At 74.0% G+C, this 20,959-nt stretch carries 22 protein-coding genes and 1 pseudogene; 6 read left to right on the top strand and 17 right to left on the bottom strand.

The annotated features are described in order from the left end of the window. Positions 1-52: 52 nt before the first annotated feature. From K415_RS0109800 to K415_RS0109790, 3 genes are all read right to left on the bottom strand, one after another. Positions 53-1,561 carry a S1C family serine protease gene (locus K415_RS0109800; protein ID WP_024286877.1) on the bottom strand — a complete coding sequence of 503 codons (1,509 nt, stop codon included), beginning with the start codon at positions 1,559-1,561 and terminating at the stop codon, positions 53-55. A gap of 135 nt (positions 1,562-1,696) precedes the next feature. Next, entirely contained in the window at positions 1,697-3,583 is a 1,887-nt protein-coding gene (gene menD / locus K415_RS0109795) for a 2-succinyl-5-enolpyruvyl-6-hydroxy-3-cyclohexene-1-carboxylic-acid synthase (RefSeq protein ID WP_024286876.1), read from the bottom strand. Further along, complete coding sequence (locus tag K415_RS0109790) at positions 3,580-4,524, bottom strand: o-succinylbenzoate synthase (RefSeq protein WP_024286875.1); 945 nt, start codon at positions 4,522-4,524, stop codon at positions 3,580-3,582. Before K415_RS0109790 ends, menD begins: the two co-directional genes overlap by 4 nt. A gap of 82 nt (positions 4,525-4,606) precedes the next feature. Between K415_RS0109790 and K415_RS0109785 the strand changes: the two genes are divergently transcribed. Further along, positions 4,607-5,641, top strand: coding sequence for a 1,4-dihydroxy-2-naphthoyl-CoA synthase (locus tag K415_RS0109785; RefSeq protein ID WP_024286874.1), 1,035 nt, complete (start codon positions 4,607-4,609; stop codon positions 5,639-5,641). A 54-nt stretch (positions 5,642-5,695) separates the two neighbouring features. On the opposite strand, the gene K415_RS0109780 is transcribed toward K415_RS0109785, so the two are convergent. Both K415_RS0109780 and K415_RS0109775 read right to left on the bottom strand, forming a co-directional pair. Further along, the gene (locus tag K415_RS0109780) at positions 5,696-5,884 is read right to left on the bottom strand and encodes a hypothetical protein (RefSeq protein WP_024286873.1); all 189 of its coding nucleotides are present in this window, start codon (positions 5,882-5,884) and stop codon (positions 5,696-5,698) included. Positions 5,885-6,045: 161 nt separating this feature from the next. Continuing rightward, the gene (locus K415_RS0109775; protein WP_024286872.1) at positions 6,046-7,149 is read right to left on the bottom strand and encodes a DUF3048 domain-containing protein; all 1,104 of its coding nucleotides are present in this window, start codon (positions 7,147-7,149) and stop codon (positions 6,046-6,048) included. 115 nt (positions 7,150-7,264) lie between these two features. On the opposite strand from K415_RS0109775, the gene K415_RS0109770 reads away from it, so the two are divergent. Both K415_RS0109770 and K415_RS0109765 read left to right on the top strand, forming a co-directional pair. Then, entirely contained in the window at positions 7,265-8,584 is a 1,320-nt protein-coding gene (locus tag K415_RS0109770; RefSeq protein WP_024286871.1) for an AMP-binding protein, read from the top strand. Between the two features lie 78 nt (positions 8,585-8,662). Further along, complete coding sequence (locus K415_RS0109765; protein ID WP_024286870.1) at positions 8,663-9,532, top strand: 1,4-dihydroxy-2-naphthoate polyprenyltransferase; 870 nt, start codon at positions 8,663-8,665, stop codon at positions 9,530-9,532. On the opposite strand, the gene K415_RS24620 is transcribed toward K415_RS0109765, so the two are convergent. Continuing rightward, positions 9,496-9,945, bottom strand: a complete 450-nt coding sequence (locus K415_RS24620) for a DUF4229 domain-containing protein (protein ID WP_024286869.1) — start codon at positions 9,943-9,945, stop codon at positions 9,496-9,498. The genes K415_RS0109765 and K415_RS24620 overlap by 37 nt on opposite strands. Positions 9,946-9,981: 36 nt before the next feature. Between K415_RS24620 and K415_RS0109755 the strand changes: the two genes are divergently transcribed. After that, the gene (locus K415_RS0109755; RefSeq protein ID WP_024286868.1) at positions 9,982-10,485 is read left to right on the top strand and encodes a PLD nuclease N-terminal domain-containing protein; all 504 of its coding nucleotides are present in this window, start codon (positions 9,982-9,984) and stop codon (positions 10,483-10,485) included. A 36-nt stretch (positions 10,486-10,521) separates the two neighbouring features. Here K415_RS0109755 and ccsB read toward each other — a convergent pair whose 3' ends face one another. Genes ccsB through K415_RS0109725 form a run of 6 tightly spaced genes read right to left on the bottom strand, consistent with a single transcriptional unit; the run spans position 10,522 to position 15,750 of the window. Next, entirely contained in the window at positions 10,522-11,538 is a 1,017-nt protein-coding gene (gene ccsB / locus K415_RS0109750) for a c-type cytochrome biogenesis protein CcsB (protein ID WP_024286867.1), read from the bottom strand. Then, entirely contained in the window at positions 11,535-13,166 is a 1,632-nt protein-coding gene (locus K415_RS0109745; protein ID WP_024286866.1) for a cytochrome c biogenesis protein ResB, read from the bottom strand. The genes ccsB and K415_RS0109745 overlap by 4 nt, the downstream gene beginning before the upstream one ends. Further along, the gene (locus K415_RS0109740) at positions 13,166-13,936 is read right to left on the bottom strand and encodes a cytochrome c biogenesis CcdA family protein (RefSeq protein WP_024286865.1); all 771 of its coding nucleotides are present in this window, start codon (positions 13,934-13,936) and stop codon (positions 13,166-13,168) included. The genes K415_RS0109745 and K415_RS0109740 overlap by 1 nt, the downstream gene beginning before the upstream one ends. Before the next feature lie 5 nt (positions 13,937-13,941). Continuing rightward, a complete protein-coding gene (locus tag K415_RS0109735) occupies positions 13,942-14,544 on the bottom strand; it encodes a TlpA disulfide reductase family protein (RefSeq protein ID WP_024286864.1) in 603 nt (200 codons plus the stop codon). Then, on the bottom strand, positions 14,541-15,203 hold the full coding sequence (locus K415_RS0109730) for a histidine phosphatase family protein (RefSeq protein ID WP_024286863.1): 663 nt from the start codon (positions 15,201-15,203) through the stop codon (positions 14,541-14,543). Before K415_RS0109730 ends, K415_RS0109735 begins: the two co-directional genes overlap by 4 nt. Before the next feature lie 19 nt (positions 15,204-15,222). Then, positions 15,223-15,750: a MarR family winged helix-turn-helix transcriptional regulator gene (locus K415_RS0109725; RefSeq protein WP_024286862.1), complete on the bottom strand. Its 528-nt coding sequence runs from the start codon at positions 15,748-15,750 to the stop codon at positions 15,223-15,225. 227 nt (positions 15,751-15,977) lie between these two features. Here K415_RS0109725 and K415_RS0109720 point away from each other — a divergent pair, with 227 nt between their 5' ends. After that, positions 15,978-16,541 (top strand): YceI family protein, encoded by a 564-nt coding sequence (locus K415_RS0109720; RefSeq protein WP_024286861.1) that lies wholly within the window; start codon positions 15,978-15,980, stop codon positions 16,539-16,541. 190 nt (positions 16,542-16,731) lie between these two features. On the opposite strand, the gene K415_RS0109715 is transcribed toward K415_RS0109720, so the two are convergent. After that, positions 16,732-17,388 (bottom strand): redox-sensing transcriptional repressor Rex, encoded by a 657-nt coding sequence (locus tag K415_RS0109715; RefSeq protein WP_034662532.1) that lies wholly within the window; start codon positions 17,386-17,388, stop codon positions 16,732-16,734. An 86-nt stretch (positions 17,389-17,474) separates the two neighbouring features. Then, on the bottom strand, positions 17,475-17,744 hold the full coding sequence (locus K415_RS0109710; RefSeq protein ID WP_024286860.1) for a glutaredoxin family protein: 270 nt from the start codon (positions 17,742-17,744) through the stop codon (positions 17,475-17,477). Positions 17,745-17,778: 34 nt separating this feature from the next. Between K415_RS0109710 and K415_RS0109705 the strand changes: the two genes are divergently transcribed. Further along, the gene (locus tag K415_RS0109705; RefSeq protein WP_024286859.1) at positions 17,779-18,606 is read left to right on the top strand and encodes an HAD family phosphatase; all 828 of its coding nucleotides are present in this window, start codon (positions 17,779-17,781) and stop codon (positions 18,604-18,606) included. 46 nt (positions 18,607-18,652) lie between these two features. On the opposite strand, the gene K415_RS24615 is transcribed toward K415_RS0109705, so the two are convergent. From K415_RS24615 to K415_RS0109695, 3 genes and pseudogenes are all read right to left on the bottom strand, one after another. Then, positions 18,653-18,817, bottom strand: coding sequence for a hypothetical protein (locus K415_RS24615; RefSeq protein ID WP_231494868.1), 165 nt, complete (start codon positions 18,815-18,817; stop codon positions 18,653-18,655). Positions 18,818-18,888: 71 nt separating this feature from the next. After that, positions 18,889-19,671: pseudogene (locus K415_RS21715) on the bottom strand (arabinan endo-1,5-alpha-L-arabinosidase); the annotation flags it as partial. A 113-nt stretch (positions 19,672-19,784) separates the two neighbouring features. Beyond that, entirely contained in the window at positions 19,785-20,873 is a 1,089-nt protein-coding gene (locus K415_RS0109695) for a LacI family DNA-binding transcriptional regulator (protein WP_024286858.1), read from the bottom strand. Positions 20,874-20,959: the final 86 nt, after the last annotated feature.

The following is a 20,959-nucleotide window of genomic DNA, read 5'->3' as shown; positions in this document are numbered from 1 at the left end:
GCCGGGAGGCCCTGGGGACCTCACCGGCCGGCGCTGCGCCCGACGCGTCGGATCAGCCCTGGTCGAACCAGCCGAACGGGTCGGGGACGGCGGAGTCGGCACTGCCGGGCACGACGTCCTTGCCGGGGGTCTGCGAGTCCTTCGACCCGTCGGAGCCCTGGGTCCCGTCGGAGCCCTGCGAGTCGCTCGCCGTCGTCGTCTCGGCGCGCACCGCGAACGTCACGTCGACCTGGAGCGCCGATCCGTCGCGCACGATGGTCAGCGTCTCGGTCGAGCCCGCCGCGCGCTCCCGCACGAAGGCCGTCAACGCCTCGGCGCCGCTGACCGGGTCGTCGCCGATCGCGACGATCACGTCGCCGACCTCGATCCCGGCGTCCGATGCCGGGGAGCCGTCGGTGACCTGCTCGACGGCCGCCCCGCGGCGCGTCGTGCCGTCGACGGCGGCCGTTCCGTCGCTCATCGCGACACCGAGGAAGGCGTGGTCGGCGGAGCCGTCGGCGATCAGCTCGGCCGCGACCCGGTCGGCGAGGTTCACCGGGATGGCGAAGCCGAGCCCGATCGAACCGCTCGACGCCGACAACGACGCGATCGACGAGGTGATCCCGACGACCTCGCCGGACACGTTGAACAGGGGTCCACCGCTGTTGCCGGGGTTGATCGCGGCGTCGATCTGGATCGCGTTGGTCACGACCGTCTCGTCCGAGCCGTCCGACGTCGACACGGGGCGGTCGAGTGCGGAGACGATCCCGGTCGTCGCGGTGCTGTCGAGGCCCAGCGGGTTGCCGACGGCCATCACCGGGGCGCCGACGGCGACCGCGTCCGAGTCACCGAGCACCGCCGGGGTGAGGTCCTCCGGCGGGTCGGTCAGCCGGATGACGGCCAGGTCGGTCGTCGGGTCGGTGCCGACGAGGGTCGCCTCGAACACCCGCCCGTCGGCAAGGGTCACCTGAAGGCCGCCGTCGACCGCGTCACCGACCACGTGGTCGTTGGTCAGGATGTTGCCCTTGCGGTCGAGGATCACGCCGGACCCCTTGCCCGACGCCGTCGCGGTCTGGACGTCGATCGCCACCACCGACGGGCGCACGGCGGCCGCGACCGCCTGCCAGTCGGGCTGCTCGGCGGTCGAGCCGGAGACCGGCACGGTCGTCGACTCCTGCTGCTCGATCGTGGCCGTGGACGGGGTCGCCGTCGTCGGCTGGTCGGCGGTGAACGCGCCGGTCAGGCCCGCGGTCGCGAGGCTCGCCACCAGGGCGGCCGCGGTAGCCGTGCCGGCGAGCGGCAGCCACCGGGTGCGCGGCGTCGGGCGCGGCAGGTCGGCCTCACGGTACGCGGGGGCGATCGGCGGACCGACGGGTGGCGCGCCGAACGCCCCGGTGACCGGGGCGCCGGTGGCCGGGGCGCCGGTGGCCGGGGACCCCGTCGGGGGCACTCCCGGCACGGGCGTGCCCGTGGTCGGGGGCCCAGCGTTCGGGACCCCAGCAGTCGGGACCCCAGCGGTCGGGACGAGTGGTGCCGGCGGAACCGGCTGCGCTGCGAACGGGTCGCGGTGCTCGGTGCTCATGGTGACCTCCCTTTGGCCCCCATCACAGTCCGCCCGCCTGGGCGGTTGCTGGACCGGGCCTGGGAGTTCGCTGAGAACTGTGCCCGGGCACCAGCGCCGGCGGGGACGGGACCCGCGGCCGGCCGAGAGCTGCGCTCAGCCGCCCAGGGCCTCGCGGGCGGCGAGCCGCGCAGCGTGCGACAACCGCGCGGAGAGCTCGCGGCGCCCCGAACGATCGGTGCGCACCTCGATCACGCCGACCCCGTCGATCGGAGCCGCGAGCGCTGCGCGCAGGCCGGCCGCGTCGGTGACGAGGGTGTGTGCGACGCCGTAGCCGAGGCAGAGCCGGGCGAGGTCGGCACCGTGCGGCGTGCCGAACACGCGCTCGAACCCGTCTGCGTACGCCGGGGCACCGTGCTCCAAGGTCGCGAAGATCGACCCGCCGTCGTCGTTCGCGACGACGACGCTCAGGTCGGGCCGCCGCTCGAGCGGGCCGACGAGCAGGCCGCCGATGTCGTGCAGGAAGGTCAGGTCGCCGAGGTAGACCCGGACCGGTCGGCCCATGGCCAGGGCGACACCCGCTGCCGTCGCGAGGGTTCCGTCGATCCCGGCAAGGCCCCGGTTGGCGAGCACCGTCGGCGCCCGGTCCCAGGCCGCGACCAGGTCGAGGTCACGGACCGGGTTGCTCGACCCGACCACCAGGACGTCGTCCGGACCGGTCGCGGCCGCCACCTGGGTCGCGATCTCCGGACCGGTGAGGCGCCCACCGGCCGCCGGCCCGTCCCCGCCCGCACCCTCGGCGAGCACCGCCGCCACGGCGCGGGCAGCTGCGGACCCGGCCCGCTGCCAGCGGGCCAGCCACGGTGACCCGGCGCCGAGGTTGCCGGTCAGCAGCAGGGGCGGTACCTCGGCGAGCACCTGGGTCGCGTTGCGCGCGGCGTCCGGCCACCGCGCACCCAGCGGCGCGATGACGAGCGACTCGACGTCCGGTCGCGCGAGGAGGGCGTGGACCGGGCGGCTCAGGGTGGGCCGTCCGAGCACGACGACGCGCTGCACCGCCCCACCGAGGGTCGGCTCGTCGAGCAGCAGCCGGTAGGCCCCGATCACGTTCGGTCCCCACCGGGCGCCCGACGTCGGCTCGGCCAGCAGGGGCCACTCGTTGGCCACCGCGATGCGCTCCGCATCGGGCCCGGCACCGTCACCGGCCACGACGACCGTGCGCACGCCGTCGGGCGGCGCGAGCCACTGCGCGGTCAGAACGGCCTGCGCGGTCAGAACGGCCTGCGCGGCCGGAGCGGTCGGCGCGGCAGGAGCGGTCGGCGCGGCAGGAGCGGTCGGCGCAGCAGGTCCGGCGTACGCGGCACCGGGGGGCGTCGCCGGCCCGGCACCGCCACGCCGGACGACCTCGGTCAGACCGTCGCGCGAGCGGGTCGGCCACGGGACGTCGTCGGGCACGAGCGGTTCACGGTAGGCGATGTTCACGTGCACCGGCCCCGGGTCACCGGTCCGCGAGCCCCGGGCGGCGGCGACGGCACGCGCCAGGAGGTTGCGCAGGTCCCGGTCCTCGCCGGCACGACCGGTCGGCGCCGGGACGTCGAGGGTCAGCCGCACCGGCTCGAGCAGCCCGACCTGCTCGGTCGCCTGGTTGGCCCCGGTGCCGCGCAGCTCGTGCGGACGGTCGGCGGTCAGCAGCAGCAGCGGCAGTCCGCTGTGGTGCGCCTCGAGCACGGCGGGGTGCAGGTTGGCGACGGCTGTGCCGGAGGTCGTGACGACCGCGACCGGCCGGGCCGACCCGGCGGCCAGGGCGCCCCGGGCCAGGCCGAGCGCGAGGAAGCCGGCGACCCGCTCGTCGATGCGCACGTGCAGGTCGACACCCGGTGCGTTCGGGTCCCGCCCGGGGCCGACCCGCGCGGCGTCGGCGAGGGCGTGCGCCAGCGGGGAGCTCCGCGAGCCGGGCGCCAGCACGACCTCGCGCACCCCGAGGTCCTCGAGCGCCTGCAGCAGCACCCGGGCGGCTGCGCTCGCCGGGCTCGCGGGGCTCACAGCAGTCCTCGCACGGCAGCAGTCCGCGCGAGCCAGCGTCCGGTCAGGTCCGCATCGCCGCGGTGCGCCGCGAGCAGGGCCGGGTCGGGCTCGGGCCGACGAACCGGGATCGCACCGCCGACCGGCAGCAGGGGTTCGGCGACGACGTCGTCCGAGAGCAGCTGGGCGGTCGCCAGGCCGCACGCGAAGGGCAGCTCGGGCAGCGCGGCGGCGAGCGCGATCCCGGCCGCGAGCCCGACCGAGGTCTCCAGGGCCGAGGACACCACGACCGGCAGACCGACCTGCTCGGCCAGGTCGAGGCAGGCGCGCACCCCGCCGAGCGGCGCGACCTTGAGCACCACGATGTCGGCCGCCTGGGCGCGCACGACAGCGAGCGGGTCCTGCGCGCGCCGGATCGACTCGTCCGCAGCGACCGGGACGTCGACCGCACGGCGCACGGTGGCGAGCTCCGCGACGCTCGCGCACGGCTGCTCGACGTACTCGAGGCCACCGGCGGCGCGGTCCAGAACACGCAGCCGGGCGATGGCGGTCGCGGTGTCCCATCCCCCGTTCGCATCGATCCGGATCCGGCCACCCGGGCCGAGGGCGTCCCGGACGGCTTCGAGCCGCTCGATCTCGTCCGACTCGGTCTGACCGGGTTCGGCGACCTTGACCTTGGCCGTCCGACAGCCGCCGGAGGCCTCGACGATGCGGCGGGCGGCCGGTCCGTCGACAGCGGGGACCGTGACGTTGACCGGGATCGTCTCGCGCAGCGCGGCGGGCCAGCCGACGTCGGCTGCCTCGCGCGCAGCACGCCACCAGGCGAGGGACTCGGCGTCGTCGTAGTCCCAGAACGGCGAGAACTCGGCCCACCCGGCGTCACCGCGCAGCAGGACGCCGTCCCGCGCCGTCAGGCCGCGGAAGCGGGTCCGCAGACCGACCCGGTAGACGTGCGTGGTCACCGGGCCACCGTAGTGCCCGCCGAGCGCCGGTGCCGGTGCCCGGTGCGCTGCCGGCCGGCCACCGGCTGGCTACAGTCGAGCCGTGACCAGCGACCCCGCAGACCTGCCCGCCAAGGTCTCCGCGACCTTCGACCCGCAGCGGTGGCGGACCGTCGTCGGCTTCGAGGACCTGACCGACCTGACGTATCACCGCGGCGTCGTCCGCGACCTCTCGCCCGGCACGCCCGACGCGCCCGACGCACCCGACGCACCCGACGCACCCGACGCGCACGGCACGCACGGCACGGTCCGCGACCTGCCCGTCGTCCGGATCGCCTTCGACCGGCCGGAGGTGCGCAACGCCTTCCGCCCGCACACGGTCGACGAGCTCTACCGCGCGCTCGACCATGCACGGATGAGCCCCGACGTCGCCGTCGTGCTGCTGGCCGGGAACGGGCCGAGCCCCAAGGACGACGGCTGGGCGTTCTGCTCGGGCGGCGACCAGCGGATCCGTGGACGTGACGGGTACCGGTACACCGACACGACGCAGGGGCAGACCGCCGAGGCGATCGACCCGGCGCGGGCCGGCCGGCTGCACATCCTCGAGGTGCAGCGCCTGATCCGGACGATGCCCAAGGTCGTGGTCGCGGTCGTCGACGGCTGGGCGGCCGGCGGCGGTCACTCGTTGCACGTGGTCGCCGACCTGTCGATCGCGTGCCGCCAGCACGGACGCTTCAAGCAGACCGATGCCGACGTCGGGTCCTTCGACGGTGGCTACGGCTCGGCGTACCTGGCGCGCCAGGTGGGCCAGAAGCGCGCCCGGGAGATCTTCTTCCTGGCCCGGGAGTACTCGGCGGACGACGCCGAGCGATGGGGTGCCGTGAACGAGGTGGCCGACCACGACGACCTCGAGCCGCTGGCCCTGGAGTACGCGCGGACCGTCGCGGGCAAGTCACCGCAGGCGATCCGGATGCTGAAGTTCGCGTTCAACCTGGCTGACGACGGCCTCGCCGGTCAGCAGGTCTTCGCCGGCGAGGCGACCCGCCTCGCGTACATGACCGATGAGGCGGTCGAAGGTCGCGACGCCTTCCTGGAGCGCCGCGAACCCGACTGGTCGCCGTTCCCGTACCACTTCTGACCGGCCCCGCCCTCCGCGGGGCCGGCCAGGAGTCGGCCGGTCAGGAGCGGCCGGTCAGGTCGAGCTGACGAACCAGACGCCGAAGTCGACCATGTCGCGCAGCGCCAGGGCGCAGACCATCACCACGCCGAAGAGCAGGACCACCGCGATCAGCACGGGGACGGCCGACCGCAGGTGCTCCCGGGTCAGCGCGTCGTGCTCGATGGGGTCCTGGACGTCGTCGTGAACGGTGATCTGGGCCATGGCACGAGCCTGCCGCGGACGACCCGGGTCGCGGATCGGTCTGGCGGCTCACGTCCGGGCGACGCAGGTCAGCCGAAGGTCGCTCACGGGCGGCACGCACTCATCCCCAGGTCGTACGCGGACCCGCCCGGCAGGTGCCGGGCGGGTCCCTGTCGATCGGGTCAGCCGACGGTGATCGATCCCTGGCCGGCCGGGACGAGCTCGACCCAGGTGTTGCCGGGGGCGAGCAGCAGGGGCTGGCCGTCCGGGAGGAAGAGCTGCATCGGGGCGTCCTGCGCCGCCTTCTTCCACCGGCCGGCGACCGTCGTGCCACCGGTCGCGACCATCGCGTCACCCTCGCCGACCAGGCTGTAGGTCGGCACCACGGCGCCGTTCTGGGCGCCGAACCCGGTACCCGGGTGGTCGGCCGTGATCGACACGACGTTGACGGCCGACAGCCGGGCGCCGCTCGCCGCCGTCGCGGGTGCGCTGCCCTCCGACCTCAGCCAGGTACCGCTCGCGGCATCCCAGGCCCAGGACGGGTGCGAGGCACCGGAGAGCGTGAAGGACAGGCTCGACGCCGGTGTGCCGGCGAGCGGAGCAGTGGCCTGCTCGGCGCGCAGCGCGAACGCGAACTGCTGCGGCGGCGGCGCGACATGATCGCCGTCGGCGGCGTCGATGAACGTCTGGAGCTTGCCGTAGACGTTGTGCGGGGCCGCCCGGAAGCTGACCCGGTACAGGCCCGCGGCGCCCGCGTCGTGGCTGATCGACTGGACGCCGCTGTCGTAGACGAGGTTGAGGATGCCCTGCTGACCGCCGGAGTAGGCGAGCAGACCGTGCAGCGGCGCGACGATCAGCGGGTCCATCGGTCGCACCGAGCGGATCGGGCCGACCTCGTCGGGCACCTGCGAGTGGAAGACCGCGACGAACCGGGAGACGTCGAACTCGACGATGGTCTCCCAGACGACGTCGGCGGCCTCGAGGCCGGACTGCGGGCGCGCGACGTTGGTGTTCTCGATCTTCACGGCCACGGCCGGACGCTGGGCGACCTCGGCCACCGCGACACCCGTCAGCGGCCAGACGATGGGCACGACGGGCTCGGGCGGCGCCGCCCGCGACGGGTCGACGGTCGGCGTCATGGTGACCGGGTCGGGAGTCACCGGCGACGGTGGCGGCGAGGCGCTGCAGGCCGCGAGACCGAGGAGCAGGGCGACACCCGCAGCAGCAGCCCTGGCGAGGGTTCCGCGGGTCGGGACGGACGTAACGGTCGTGGTCCAAGACGCCACGGGGCAACTCCTTCTCGTGCCGGCGCCAGCGGCCGACGCAGTCCTGTCTCGTCGTGCAGCACCCGCCATGCGGCGAGCGCCCGGATCACTCTACGACCTCACCTAGGGTGGGGCGGTGGACCGATCGCTCCGTCGCCTGCCGATCGGGCCGACCTCGGCGGTGGCCGCGGACCGGCTCACCGTCGCTCTGCGGGCCGCGATCGACGGCTCCGGACCCGCCCTCGCGCCGATCCCGGCGGCGCCGGCGGCCACGGCAGCGGCAACAGCAGCAGCAACAACACGCGGGAGACCGTCGCGGGCCGGCGTCGTGCCGGCGGCGGTCGCGCTCGTCGTGCGGACCTCGGGCTCGACCGGCGAGGCCCGCGACGTGATGCTGGACACCGACGCCCTGCGGGCCTCCGCGACCGCGACCGCCGACCGGCTGGACGGCCCGGGCCGTTGGGTGCTCGCCCTGCCCCTCGGGCACATCGCCGGGCTCCAGGTCCTGGTGCGGTCGATCCTGGCCGCTACCCGGCCCGTCGTCGTCCCGGCGGTCGGCGGCTTCGACCCGGCCGGGTTCGCGCGCGCCGTGGCGCAGGCGCACGCCGACCGCCCGCGCGGGCAGCCGCTCTACACGTCCCTCGTGCCGACCCAGCTGCACCGCGTCCTGGTGGCGTGCGGCAGCGACGGTCGGCTGCCCGCGGAGCTCGCACCGCTGCGCCACCTGGACGCCGTCCTGCTCGGTGGCGCGGCCGTGAGCCCGGACCTGCTCGACCGGGCACGCGGCGCGGGACTACGGGTCGTGACGACGTACGGGATGACCGAGACCTGCGGTGGCTGCGTGTACGACGGCCGTCCGCTGGCCGGGGTACGGGTCGCGGTGCACGCCGACGGTGTGCGGCTCGCCGGCCCGGTGCTCGCCCGCGGCTACCTGCCCGACGGTCCGCAGGGCACCGGCCGGGTAGACGGCCAGGGCATCGGGCTCCCGGACGGTGCCGCCGGCCCGGCGCACCCCGACGACGTCGCGTTCACGACCGATGCCGACGGCGTGCGCTGGTTCCGCACGCGCGACCTCGGCGACCTGGACGACGGCGTGCTGAGCATCCTCGGGCGCAGCGACGACGTCGTGGTCACCGGCGGGCACAAGGTCGCACCGGCTGCCGTCGAGGCCGCCCTGGCCGGGGTCGCCGGCGTCGGCCAGGTCTGCGTCGTGGGAGTGCCGGACGCCGAGTGGGGACACGTGCTGGCGGCCGTCGTCGTGCCCGCGACCGGCGCCGGGACCAGCGCCGGACCGACGCTCGAGCGGCTGCGCGAGGCCGTGACCCGTAGCCTGGGAGGCGCCGCGGCACCGCGTCACCTCCTGCTCGTCACATCGCTCCCCGAGCGCGGACCGGGCAAGGTGGACCGGGCCGAGGTCAGCCGTCGCGCTGCGGTGGCACTCGACCGCGACACCTAGGACCAGGGCCGGACGACGGCCCGACCGACGAACGACCTGCGCCCGCACTCTCCGGCGCACCGACCTGGACGGAGCACGATGGCGACACCTGCCGAGTGGATCGAGGGTGCACGCCCGCGCACGCTGCCTGCGGCAGCGGCGCCCGTCCTGGTCGGCACCGGCGCTGCCGCCCAGCTCGGCGAGGCCTCGGTCGGGCGGGCCCTGCTCGCTGCCGGCGTCGCGCTCGCCCTCCAGATCGGCGTCAACTACGCGAACGACTACTCGGACGGTGTCCGCGGCACCGACGCCAACCGGGTCGGCCCGCTGCGGCTCACCGCGTCGGCCGCCGCGACACCCGGCCAGGTCAGGGCGGCCGCCTTCACCGCCTTCGGGGTCGGCGCGCTGCTCGGCCTGGCCCTGGTCGCACTCACCGGCCAGTGGTGGCTGCTCGCGGTCGGGGCACTGGCGATCGCCGCTGCCTGGTCCTACACCGGTGGCCGCAACCCGTACGGCTATCGGGGGCTCGGCGAGGTCGGTGTCTTCGTCTTCTTCGGCCTGGTCGCCGTGCTCGGCACGACGTACACCCAGGCCGGTCGGCTCTCCTGGGCGACGCTCGCCGGAGCGGTGGGGGTCGGGCTGCTCGCCTGCGCGCTGCTCATGGTGAACAACGTGCGCGACGTGCCGACCGACGTCCTCGCCGGCAAGCGCACGCTCGCGGTGCGGCTCGGTGAGCACCGTGCGCGGCGGCTCTATGCGGTGTTCCTCGGGGCGGCGATCCTGCTCGGGACCGGCTGCGCGCTGGTCGCCCCGTGGTCGCTGATGGTGCTGCTGCTCGCGGTCCCCGCAGGGATCCTGTCCGCAACGGTGATGCTCGGTGCGCGCGGCGTCCTGCTCAAGCCCGTGCTCGCCGGGACCGGTGCGCTCGAGCTCGCCTACGGCGTGCTGCTGGGACTCGGCTTGGCGCTCTGAGTCGGTCCGCTGACCGTGGGGTCGGCGTCCGTCTCGGCATCGGCGTCGGCGCCGGCGTCCGGACTGGCGTCGGTGTCGGTCTCCGGACTGGCGTCGGTGTCCGTGCCGGGGCCGGCCTCGGTCTCGGTCTCGGCGTCCTGCGCTGCGACCTCGGCCTCGGCGTCCTCTGCGAGCGCGTCGGACTCGACGCCCGCGGTGAACCGCGCACCCGACGTGCGCCGGCCCTCGGCGCGCTCGGCGAGCCACAGCGCAGCGGCATCGCGCGGACCGGCGAGGACCAGGTAGGACAACGCCCACGCCACGAAGGCCGCGACCACGACGAGCAGCCACCCGCCCATGCCCACCGCCCACAGCCCCAGGAGCGCCATCCCGAACAGGCCGAGGCGGAGCACGGAGTAGACGATCAGGCGCACGCTGCCACCCTAGGCCGCGCCGCTTAGTCTTGACGCATGCTCAAGGCCCTGTTCTACGTCGTGCCGATCGCCCTGGCGCTCTACGCGCTGATCGACCTGCAGCGCAGCAAGCCGGTCGAGCGCGCCGACATCCACCCCGTCGCCTGGGTCGCCCTGATCATCCTGCTGCCCGTCGTCGGGCCGATCGCCTGGATCCTGGTCAGCCGAAGCCGACGCGCTCCCGAGGCGCGCCCGACCCTGGGCGCGCGGCCCGGACCGAACGCTCGTCCGGCACCTGGTACACGTCCGGTACCGCCGAACGGCCGACGCCCGGGTCCCGCGGGACGCACCTGGCCGGTCCGCCGGCCCGGTCCCCTCGCCCCGGACGACGACCCCGACTTCCTGTGGCGCCTCGAGCAGCAGCAGCGACGTCGCGGGACGGGTCCTGGCGGCCGGAAGAAGCCGGCGTCCCCGCTCGACCCCGACACCGGCCCGACCGTCGAGGACACCCCCACCAACCCGACCGACAGCACCCCGCCACCCACCGACGAGACCCCCTGACGCCCCGACCCCGCATCCCCGCGGGGGCGGGTGTGGCTACTCGGTGGGCAGGCCGCTGTAGCTGTGCAGGCCCTGGAAGAAGAGGTTGACGCCGGTGAAGTTGAAGATCACCGTGGCGTAGCCGACCAGGACGAACCAGGCCGCACGCCGGCCCGACCAGCCGCGGGTCGTCCGGGCGTGCAGGTAGGCCGCGTACACGACCCACACGACGAAGCTCCAGACCTCCTTGGGGTCCCAGCCCCAGTAGCGGCCCCAGGCGTGCTCCGCCCAGATCGCTCCCGCCATCACCGTGAAGGTCCACAGCACGAAGCCGACCGCCGTGATCCGGAACGACAGCGCCTCGAGCTCACGCGGGGACGGCAGCACGTCGAGCGAACGCCACCGGCTGCTCGCGAGCATCGGGGACCCGCCGTCCCGCGAGTCCTTGAGCAGCTGCAGGACGCTGGCCGCGAACGCGACGGTCAGGAGGCCGGTGGCGATCGTCGCGATCGAGACGTGGATGACGAGCCAGTAGCTCTGCAGGGCCGGCTCGACCGGGTCGGCGGGGATGTAGAACGCCGTCAGACCCAGGCCGAGGGCGATCACGCTCAGGCCGACGACGATCGTGCCGAGGAACCTCAGGTCGCGGCGGCTGCACAGCACCAGGAACGTCCCGACGGCGACGAAGCTGCCGACCAGGGTGAACTCGTACATGTTCGCCCACGGCACGCGACCGGCCGCGAGGCCGCGCAGCAGGAGCCCGACGGCCTGCAGGGCAGCGCCGAGGACCGTCGTGGCCATCGCGATGCCGACCGCCCGGCGGGCGCCACGACGGACCTCCGGCACGATGCCGGGGGCGGCGGCAGAGGCACCGGCCGACCCGCGAGCCGACCCGCGAGCCGACGCCGCGGCCGACGCACGAACGACATCGGCGGCGGCGGGGGCTGCGTCGGCAGCGGGCCGGGCCGACCGGTCGGCGAGGTGCGCGAGGTCGATCGAGAACGCGACGAGCGCGATGGCGTAGGCCGTCGCCGCCCCCCACACGAGGATCGTGCTGACCTCTCCCAGACTCATGCGTCGTGCCTCTCGTCCAGCGCCCGTACGGCATCCATGACCCGGGCGAGCTCACCATCGAGCCCGACGTCGTCGCCACGGGCCAGGGCCGCACCGGCGACCACTGTACGTCCGTCGACACGGCGGATCCGCAGCCACAACCGGCGCCTCGGCGTGAACAACGACACGGCCAGCCCGACGATGGCGGCGATCGCGAACGCGAGGATCGCACCGAGGGCCGGGTCGTGCCGCAGGTCGAGGGCGACGAACCGCGGCAGGCCGTCCCAGGTGATCGTGCCGAGCCCGTCGGGCAGGTCGACAGTCTGCCCGGCCTCGACGAAGAAGGTGGTCGGCGTCCCGTCCGTCTCGACGGCCTGCGTCATGGCGGTCGTGTCGAGCTGGTAGACGTTCTGCGGCACACCGCCGTCGAGCCCGAGGTCACCGTGCCACACCGTCAGGACCAGCAGCGGGTTGTCCGGCTGCGGGTACACCGACGAGGCACCGGCCTCGGTGACGACGGCGGTGGGCAGGAGGTACCCGATGATGCCGATCTGCTCGCCGACCGAGACGTCGGGCACCTTGATCACCCCCCGCGAGAGGTACTGCGGGTCCTCCGGCAGGAAGGGCACCGGCCCGGCGAACGCGATCTCGCCGGCCGCGTCGCGGACCGTGACGTCCGGCGCGTACCCGTTGCCCTGAAGGTAGACGTGCGCCCCACCGATGGCCAGCGGGTGGTTGACCTTGATCGTCTCGGCGGTGGCCTCGCCACCCGGCTCCCGCACCGTCACGTCGGCCGTGAAGTCGCGCGGACGGGCCGCGGCGTCCTGGCTGAACTCGGCGGTGAACCTGTCCAGGGTCAACGTGAACGGGACGAGCGAGCGCGGGTCGAAGGCGGTCCCTGCCTCGAACGTGTCGTAGTCGGTGACCGCGTTCGCGAACCCCCTGCCCTCGACGACGATCGCCTGCCCGCGGTAGTGCAGCATCTGCCCGGTCGCGACCGAGACCAGGATGCCGAGCAGCGCGAGGTGGAACACCAGGTTGCCGCTCTCCCGCAGGTACCCCCGCTCGGCCGAGACCGTCTGCGCACCGGAGGGCTCGACGGCGTCGTCGACCCGGAAGCGGGGCAGGGCGCGCAGCGGTCCGACCAGGACCGCGCGCGCGGCGGCGACCACCGTCTCGGGGGACGCGGACGTGACGACCTCGTCGCGCACCGCGAACCGCTCGAACCGGCTCGGTGCGCGCGGCGGCCGGGCCCGCACGGCCCGCAGGTGCACCAGGAGCCGGGGCAGGATGCAGCCCACCAACGAGACGAAGAGCAGCAGGTACACCGCGGAGAACCAGACCGAGGCGTACACGTCGAAGAAGCCGAGCCGGTCGAGCCACACCCCCAGCGACGGGTTGTCCTGGAGGTACCGGGCCACGGCGGCCGGGTTCACCGGACGCTGCGGCAGCACCGATCCGGGGACCGCGACCACGGCGAGCAGCATCAGGAGCATCAGTGCGACGCGCATGCTGGTCAGCTGCCGCCAGACCCAGCGCAGCGTCCCGGTGACGCCGAGGCGCGGCAGGACGGGCGGCTCGGCCGTGGTCGTGGCCGCGGCGTACGGGTCGTCCGTCAGACCCTCGGGGCGGTGGTCGCGGGCAGCCATCACACCACCGGCTCGAAGCCGCCGACGAGACCCTGGAGGGACTGCGTCCAGACGCCCCACAACCCGGTGACCAGCGCGAGCCCGACCAGGACGAGCACGCCGCCGCCGACCCGCATCACCGCGACCCGGTGCGTGCGCAGGAAGGCCAGCGCCCGCGCCGACCGCTCGAAGCCGAGGGCGATGAGCACGAAGGGCAGGCCGAGGCCGAGGCAGTAGGCGACCGAGAGCAGGGCGCCGCGTCCGGCCGACGCCTGGTCGAGCGCCAGCGTGTAGACCGCGACGAGGGTCGGCCCGATGCACGGCGCCCAGCCGAGGCCGAAGACGACGCCGAGCAGCGGCGCGCCCCACAGGCCGGCGGCCGGCGCGAACCGGAGCCGCCGCTCGCGCTGGGCGAACGGGACCCAGCCGATGAAGACCAGACCCATCAGCACGACGACGACGCCGAGCACCCGGGTGATCACGTCGCTCCAGCGCAGCACGACCGAGCCGAGGGAGCCGGCCAGCACCCCGAAGAGCACGAAGACGACAGTGAAGCCGGCCACGAACAGGAGCACCCCGGCGAGCATCCGGCCACGGTGCACCTCGCGCAGGGAGGTCGTGCCCGACGCCGCCGCCTGGGTGCCTGCCATGCCTGTGACGTAGCCGAGGTAGCCGGGGACCAGCGGCAGCACGCAGGGTGATGCGAAGGACACGAGCCCGGCGACCAGGGCGAGCGGGACGGCCAGCAGCATCGACCCGCTCAGGACGGTCGCCGCGAACGTGTCGCCGATGCCCGTCACGCCGGCTCGTCCAGGAGGTCGTCGATCAGGGTCCGCAACGTGGAGGGATCGGCGAGGCCGAGGATCCGTGCGGCGACGTCGCCCTGGCGGTCCAGCAGCACGGTGGTGGGCACGGCAGCGACCGGCACGATGCCCTGCAGCGCCGCGACCGCCGCGCCGTCGACGTCGTGCACCGAGGGGTAGGGGAGCTCGAAGGTGCGCTCGAAGGCCTGGGCGGCCCCGGGCTCGTCGGTGGAGTTGATGCCCAGCAGGTGCACGCCCTGGTCGGCGTACTCGTCGGCGATCTCGGCCAGGTCGGGCGCCTCGGCGCGGCACGGGGGGCAGGCCGCGTACCAGGTGTTGAGCACGACGACGTCTCCCTGCCAGGCGGCGACGTCGACCGCGGCACCGGCGAAGTCCACCCCGACGATCTCGACCGGCCCGGTCCGCTCGTCACCGTCCCAGGTCGTCACCGACCGGTCACCGGAGACGTAGCCGGCCTCGTCGCCGTCGTCGGTCCAGCCACCGCCGGCACCCGACCCGCACCCCGCGAGCACGGCGACCAGGACGACGGCCAGCGCGCCCGGCGCACGCCGGCCGAACCGTGGGACCGGGCTCATGCGCCCGGGACGGTGGGGGTGGCCGGGAGCAGGTCTGCGGCGGGTTCGGTGTACGTGATGCCGGCCAGGCGGTCGCCCTCCCAGTGCAGCGAGGTCAACGAGGCCACCGAGCACTCGCGCCGGCGCGGGTCGTGCCACAGCCGGTTGCCCTCCATGGCCCGCCGGGTGACCCAGATCGGGAGCTGGTGGCTGACCACGACAGCCTCGTGACCCGCTGCCGCGTCGCGCGCGGCGACGATCCCGGCGAGCATCCGGGCGACCTGCACCTGGTACGGCTCGCCCCAGGACGGCCGCAGCGGGTTCCACAGGTAGCGCCAGTGCGCGGGACGACGCAGCGAGCCGTCGCCGACGCCGAAGGTCAGGCCCTCGAAATGGTTGGCGGCCTCGATGAACCGCTCGTCCGCGACGACCTCGACGCCGAAGGTCGCGGCGATCGGGGCGGCGGTCTCCTGGGCGCGCTGCAGGGGCGAGGCGACGACGTGCACGACGTCGCGCCGCTGCGCCCCGAGGGGCCCGGTCCCGCCGAGGTGGGCGGCCACCCGGACGGCCATGGCCTGGCCACGGTCGGAGAGGCGGAACCCGGTCAGGCGCCCGTACAGGACGCCGTCGGGGTTGTGCACCTCACCGTGGCGCAGCAGGTGGACGGTCGTGGTCGACATGGGACAAGTCTCCCGCACGTCACGGCAGGGCGGGTCCAGCGGCGGGTGGCCCGTAGGCGACGATCGCCATGGCCTCGCCCAGCGCCCGGAACTGCTCGGGCGTGAGCAGGTCGACCAGGTGCGCGCGGACCGCACGGACGTGCCCCGGAGCGGCCGCCTCGAGCAGTGCGTAGCCGACTTCGGTCATCACGCAGTTGACCCCGCGGCCGTCGTCGAGGCACGTCTGACGACGGACCAGGTTGCGGGTCTCCAGCCGGCTCACCGTGTGGGTCAGCCGGCTGCGCGAGTGCACGAGGGACGCGGCGAGCTCGGACATCCGCAGCGTGTGGTCCTCGCACTCGGAGAGTCGCACGAGGATCTCGTACTCGCTGAGCGACAGGCCGGCCTCGGTCTCGAGCTGGCGGGTCAGCGACTCGGTGAGCTGGGCGGAGCCGAGCAGGAAGGCGCGCCAGTGGCGCTGCTGGTCCTCGGTGAGCCACTGCACGGGCTCGTCGGCGCGGGTCGGCGCGACCGCTGCCTCGGTCTCGACCGTCCGGGTGTTCGACATCGATGTCTCCTGCCTGTCGCGAAGAAGGTTCCCACGACCGGGTGGGGGTTGGTGTGGGGGTTGGGGTTGCGCTCTGCATCCCACTGTAGTAGAACTGTCAACTATCAGGTTGTTGAGCATTCAATCACCAACCGACCGAGACCAGCAGGGGACCCGGTGAGCCGCTCGGCCCGCCGGAGCACGACATCCACCACGACCGGCACGACCGACCAGCACGAGGAGTCACCATGACCACCACCACGCCCACCACCCTCCCCGCCGGCATCACGACCGGCACCTGGGCCATCGAGACCTCGCACAGCACGGCGACCTTCACCGTCCGCCACGCCGGCATCTCCAAGGCCCGCGGCACCGTGGCGATCACACAGGGCACGATCACGATCGGCGCGGACCTCGCGGACTCGAGAGTGACCGCGACGCTCGACCCCGCGTCGATCGACACCAAGGACGCGGGTCGCGACGGCCACCTCAAGAGCGCCGACTTCTTCGAGGTCGAGACCTACCCGACCTGGACGTTCACGTCGACCGGCATCCGTGCCGACGGTGCCGACTACGTCATCACCGGCGACCTCACGATCCACGGCGTGACCCGGTCCGTCGAGCTCGAGACCGAGTTCAACGGCGCGGCCACCGACCCGTTCGGTGCCGCCCGGATCGGCTTCTCGGCCCGCACGGAGATCTCCCGCAAGGACTTCGGCCTCACCTGGAACGCCGCGCTGGAGACCGGTGGCGTCCTGGTGTCCGACAAGGTCAAGATCTCGCTCGAGATCGAGGCCGTCGCCCAGGTCTGACCCTCCGTGGGTCCGGCCGCTCGGCTCGGACCTGCCACCGACCAGTGCCCAGCATCCCCCTGCGCGGGCACGGCGCGATGCCGCCGGCACCTCGGTGCCGGCGGCATCGCTGTGCCCGTCGGGCATCGCAGCGCCCCCAGCAGGAGCGCCGACCGCCGGAGCGTGACGTGCCGCTTCCCGCGGCGGCGGCTCAGGGACGCCCGGCCAGCGCGCGGGCTGAGGTCTTGCGGCGCTCGTGGAAGGCGAGGATCTGCAGCTCGGTCGCCAGATCGACCGACCGGACGTCGACCCCGGCCGGAACCGTCAGGACGCGCGGGACGAAGGTGAGGATGCCGGTCACCCCGGCGGCGACGAGCCGGTCGCACAGCTCCTGGGCGACGTCGGCAGGGGTGGCCAGCACGGCGAGCCGCACCTCCCCGCGGCGCACGATCTGGACGAGGTCGCGGTCGTGCTCGACGACCAGACCGGCCACTGTCGAGCCGACGACCGAAGCGCCCGCGTCGACCAGCGCCGCGACCCGGAAGCCCTTGCCCGCCACCGCGACGTAGTTCGCGAGCGCATGGCCGAGGTTGCCGATGCCGACGATCACGACCGCGAGGTCCCCGGTCAGGCCGAGCGCCGCGGCGACCTGCACCTGGAGGTGCTCGACGTCGTAGCCCACCCCGCGCGTGCCGTGCGAGCCGAGGAACGACAGGTCACGGCGCAGCTGGGCCGGACCGACACCGGCCAGCGCGGCGAGCTGCCCCGACGACGTCGTCTCGACGCCGTCGGCGGCCAGACCGTCCAGGGCCCGGAGGTAGATCGGCAGCCGCGCGACAGTGGTCGCGGGGACGGCCCGGGGGCTCATGCCGGCGCGAGGGCTGATGTCGGCGCGAGGGCCGATGCCGGCGCGAGGGCTGATGTCGGCGCGAGGGCCGATGTCGGCGCGGGGGCTCATGCCGGCCCGCCGGCGAGCGCCCTGAGCAGGCGTGACCGGTCGAGCCGCCAGTAGCCCTGCTGCACGCCGTCGACAGTGACGACGGGGACGAGCTCGCCGTACCGGTCCACCAGGGCCTCGCTGTCGGGTGCCGTGTCGATGTCCACCTCGAGCCAGCCGACCCCGGCCTCGGCGGCGGCCGCGGCCACCACCGCACGGGCCGGCTCGCACAGGTGGCACCCCGCGCGGCCGTACAGGACCACTCGGTCCGCACCCTGCGCACTCATGGGCCAACCCTAGGGGTGTGGCTACAGTGGAAGCGTGGCTGAGCCGACTCCCGCCGTCGTCGGCGCACCGACCGAGGCGCCTGGGACGGCCGCCTTCTTCGACCTGGACAACACGATCATCCGTGGTGCCAGCGCGTTCCACCTGGCTGTCGGCCTGCGCCGTCGCGGCTTCTTCCGGTTCCGGGACCTCATCACGTTCGCGTTCCACCAGGCGCGCTACCTGCTCTTCGGCGAGGACCTGCACCAGATCGACCAGGTGCGCAACCGGGCCTTGTCGATCGTGGCCGGGCGGTCCGTCGCCGAGATGGCCGCGATCGGCGAGGAGGTCTGGGACGAGGTCCTGTCGCTGCGGATCTTCCCCGGCACCCAGGCTCTGCTGACCAAGCACCTCGATGCCGGCCACCAGGTCTGGATCATCACGGCGAGCCCGATCGAGATCGGCGGGCTGATCGGGCGTCGGCTCGGTGTCACCGGTGCACTCGGGACGATCGCCGAGCACGTCGACGGCTTCTACACCGGCCGCCTGGTCGGCGACATGCTGCATGGCACGGCCAAGGCGAACGCGATCGCGGCCCTGGCCGACGCGCACGGCCTCGACCTGGCGCGCTGCTACGCGTACGGCGACTCGATCAACGACCTGCCGATCCTGTCGTCCGTGGGCCACCCGGTGGCGATCAACCCCGACTCCCGGCTGCGCAAGCACGCCCGCGCCCAGGGCTGGCCGGTCCGCGAGTTCCGCGGCCGACGCCGGGTGGCCGCGCGGCGCAGCGTCAACGCGGCGAGCTGGGCCGGCGGCGCCTGGGTCGCCGGCCTGGTGCTGCGCTCGGTGCAGCGCACCCTGCGGCGCGTGCTGGCTCGCTGACGGACCGCCGACCCGCTGCCCGACGCGGTTCGGCTCCCGCGCGCGCTCAGCCGGTCCGCACCACGGGCCAGCCGTCGATCCAGGCGAGCTCCCGGACCGCCAGCTGGAACGCCCCGTCGAGCCGCTCGTCGTAGTAGTGGAAGGCCAGGTGACCGGCCGAGAAGGACTGCCCACCCGGACCGACCACCGGTCCGTCGGACTGGAGCAGCACCGTCCCCCGCCCTCGAGCAGGGACGTCCCGTCACGGTCGACGTACGGCCCGGTGACGTCGTGCGATCGGCCGACGGCGATCCGGTAGGTGCTCATCAGCCCCTGGCAGCACGAGTCCAGCGAGACGAACAGGTAGTACCAGTCGCCGCGCGGCACGACGTACGGCGCCTCGATCGCGTTCGGTGGACTCCCCCGGTCCGCCAGACGCAGCGGCTCGGCGGCAGGGTCGGCCCGCAGCCCGTCCGGCCAGCCCAGCTCGACCATCCGGATGCCGCTCCAGAACGAGCCGAAGGCCATCCACGGCGTGCCGTCCGCGTCCTGCACGACACCCGGGTCGATCGCGTTGAAGTCGTCGCCCCGCGTCGAGGACACGACCATCCCGCGGTCGACCCACCCGTAGCCCGGATCGTCCGGGTCGAGCGAGCCGCTGGTGTGCAGCCCGATCACCGAGGTGTTGCTGCCGAACGTCGACGCGGCCCAGTAGAGGTAGTAGGTGCCGTCGTGCTTGTAGATGTCGGGGGCCCAGTAGTTGCGCACGCCCGGGACGAGCTCGGCGACCCAGGCGGGCTCGTCCTGGGAGTCCCACACCGTCCCGACGTAGGTCCACTCGCGACCGTCGACGGACGTCCGGATCTGGATCGACCCGCCGGCCTCCCGCTGGTCACCCGTCGAGAACACGTACCAGGGCTCACCGTCCTGCCCGACGACGAGCGCCGGGTCGTGCGCGGCCAGGTCGCCGCTCAGGTCGAGCGCGGCCGCGTACGGGTCGGGCCGTCGCACGAACCAGGTGACCCCGGCCGCGAGCACGGCCACCACGGTGACCGCCGCGAGCAGGAGGCGCGTCCTACGACTCATCGCGACGAGTGCCTCGCATACGAATCCCCCGTGATCGGTCGTTCTACATCGTTGTACATCAACGATGTAGCTCGACTCGGTCATCGGTCAAGGCGACCCGGGTCACGGAATGGTCACGATGGCGGGCTGTGCCGGCCCACGGTCGGCACGGCCTGCACGGCCTGCACGGTCGGGAGCCAGCCGGCCGGGCCGTCGACGAGGGTCGAGCCGCGCTGCAGGATGCGGAAGTCGGCGTAGACGCGCTGCGGCACCCGCACGCCCTCCCGGTGGTCGATCTGGTCACGGAGCAGCCTGACCGCCGTCCTGGCGATCTGTTCGCGGCCCGGGTCGACGGTGGTCAGGGACGGGTTCGAGTACTGCCCTTCGTCCACGGCGTCGAAGCCGATCACTGCGACGTCCTGCGGCACCCGCAGCCCGCGGACCTGCAGCTCGTGCAGCACCCCGAGCGCCATCGCGTCGTTCATCGCGAAGACGCCGTCCGGCTCCGCACCCGCGTCGAGCAGCCGGGCCATCGCCTGCGCCCCGGTCGCCCGGTGCCAGAGGCCGGCCTCACCGAGGAGCCCCTCGTCCATCGGGATGCCGGCCGCGTCGAGCGCCTGCTGGTAGCCCGCCAGGCGCAGCCCGGCGGACCCGACGACCTCGCCGGTGTGCACCCCGACGACGGCGATCCGGCGGCGCCCCAGGCCGAGCAGGTGCTCGGTCGCGGCGCGGGCCGCCTCGACGTTTCGCATGGTGACGTGGTCGACCGTCTCCGGGAAGAGTCGCTCGCCGAGGATGACGACCGGGGCGTCGACCTTGAGCAGCGCCTCGTCGCCCGGGCCGAGCGCGAGCGGGCTGAAGATCAGCCCGTCGGTCAGGTACCTGCGCGCGCCGGAGAGCACCTCGAGCTCACGCGCACGCCGGCTGCCGGTCTGCTCGATCAGGACGGTGAGGCCCTGGGCATCAGCCGCCTCGATGATCGAGTCGGCGAGCTCGGCGAAGTACGGCAGGCTCAGCTCGGGCACGGCCAGCGCGATCATCCCGGTCCGTCCGGTGCGCAGGTTCCGCGCGGCGACATTCAGCTGGTAGTCGAGGTCCTCGATCGCGGCGAGCACGCGGGCGCGGGTCGTGTCGCGGATGTGCGGGTAGCCGTTGACCACGTTCGAGACGGTCTTGATCGAGACTCCTGCGAGCCGCGCGACGTCATGCATCGTCGCAGCCATGGCGGTCCCCTCCCTGCCCAGCAGCCTCCGCCGTCCGCGGCGCTCGGGGCGTCGCCAGCCAGGCGACGCCGTTGTACCAGGCTATG

Origin of the sequence: Cellulomonas sp. KRMCY2 (assembly GCF_000526515.1) — a bacterium.
Taxonomy (GTDB): Bacteria; Actinomycetota; Actinomycetes; order Actinomycetales; family Cellulomonadaceae; genus Actinotalea.
The sequence above is the reverse complement of the archived record's forward strand: the minus strand, read 5'-3'. Positions and strand labels throughout refer to the sequence as shown.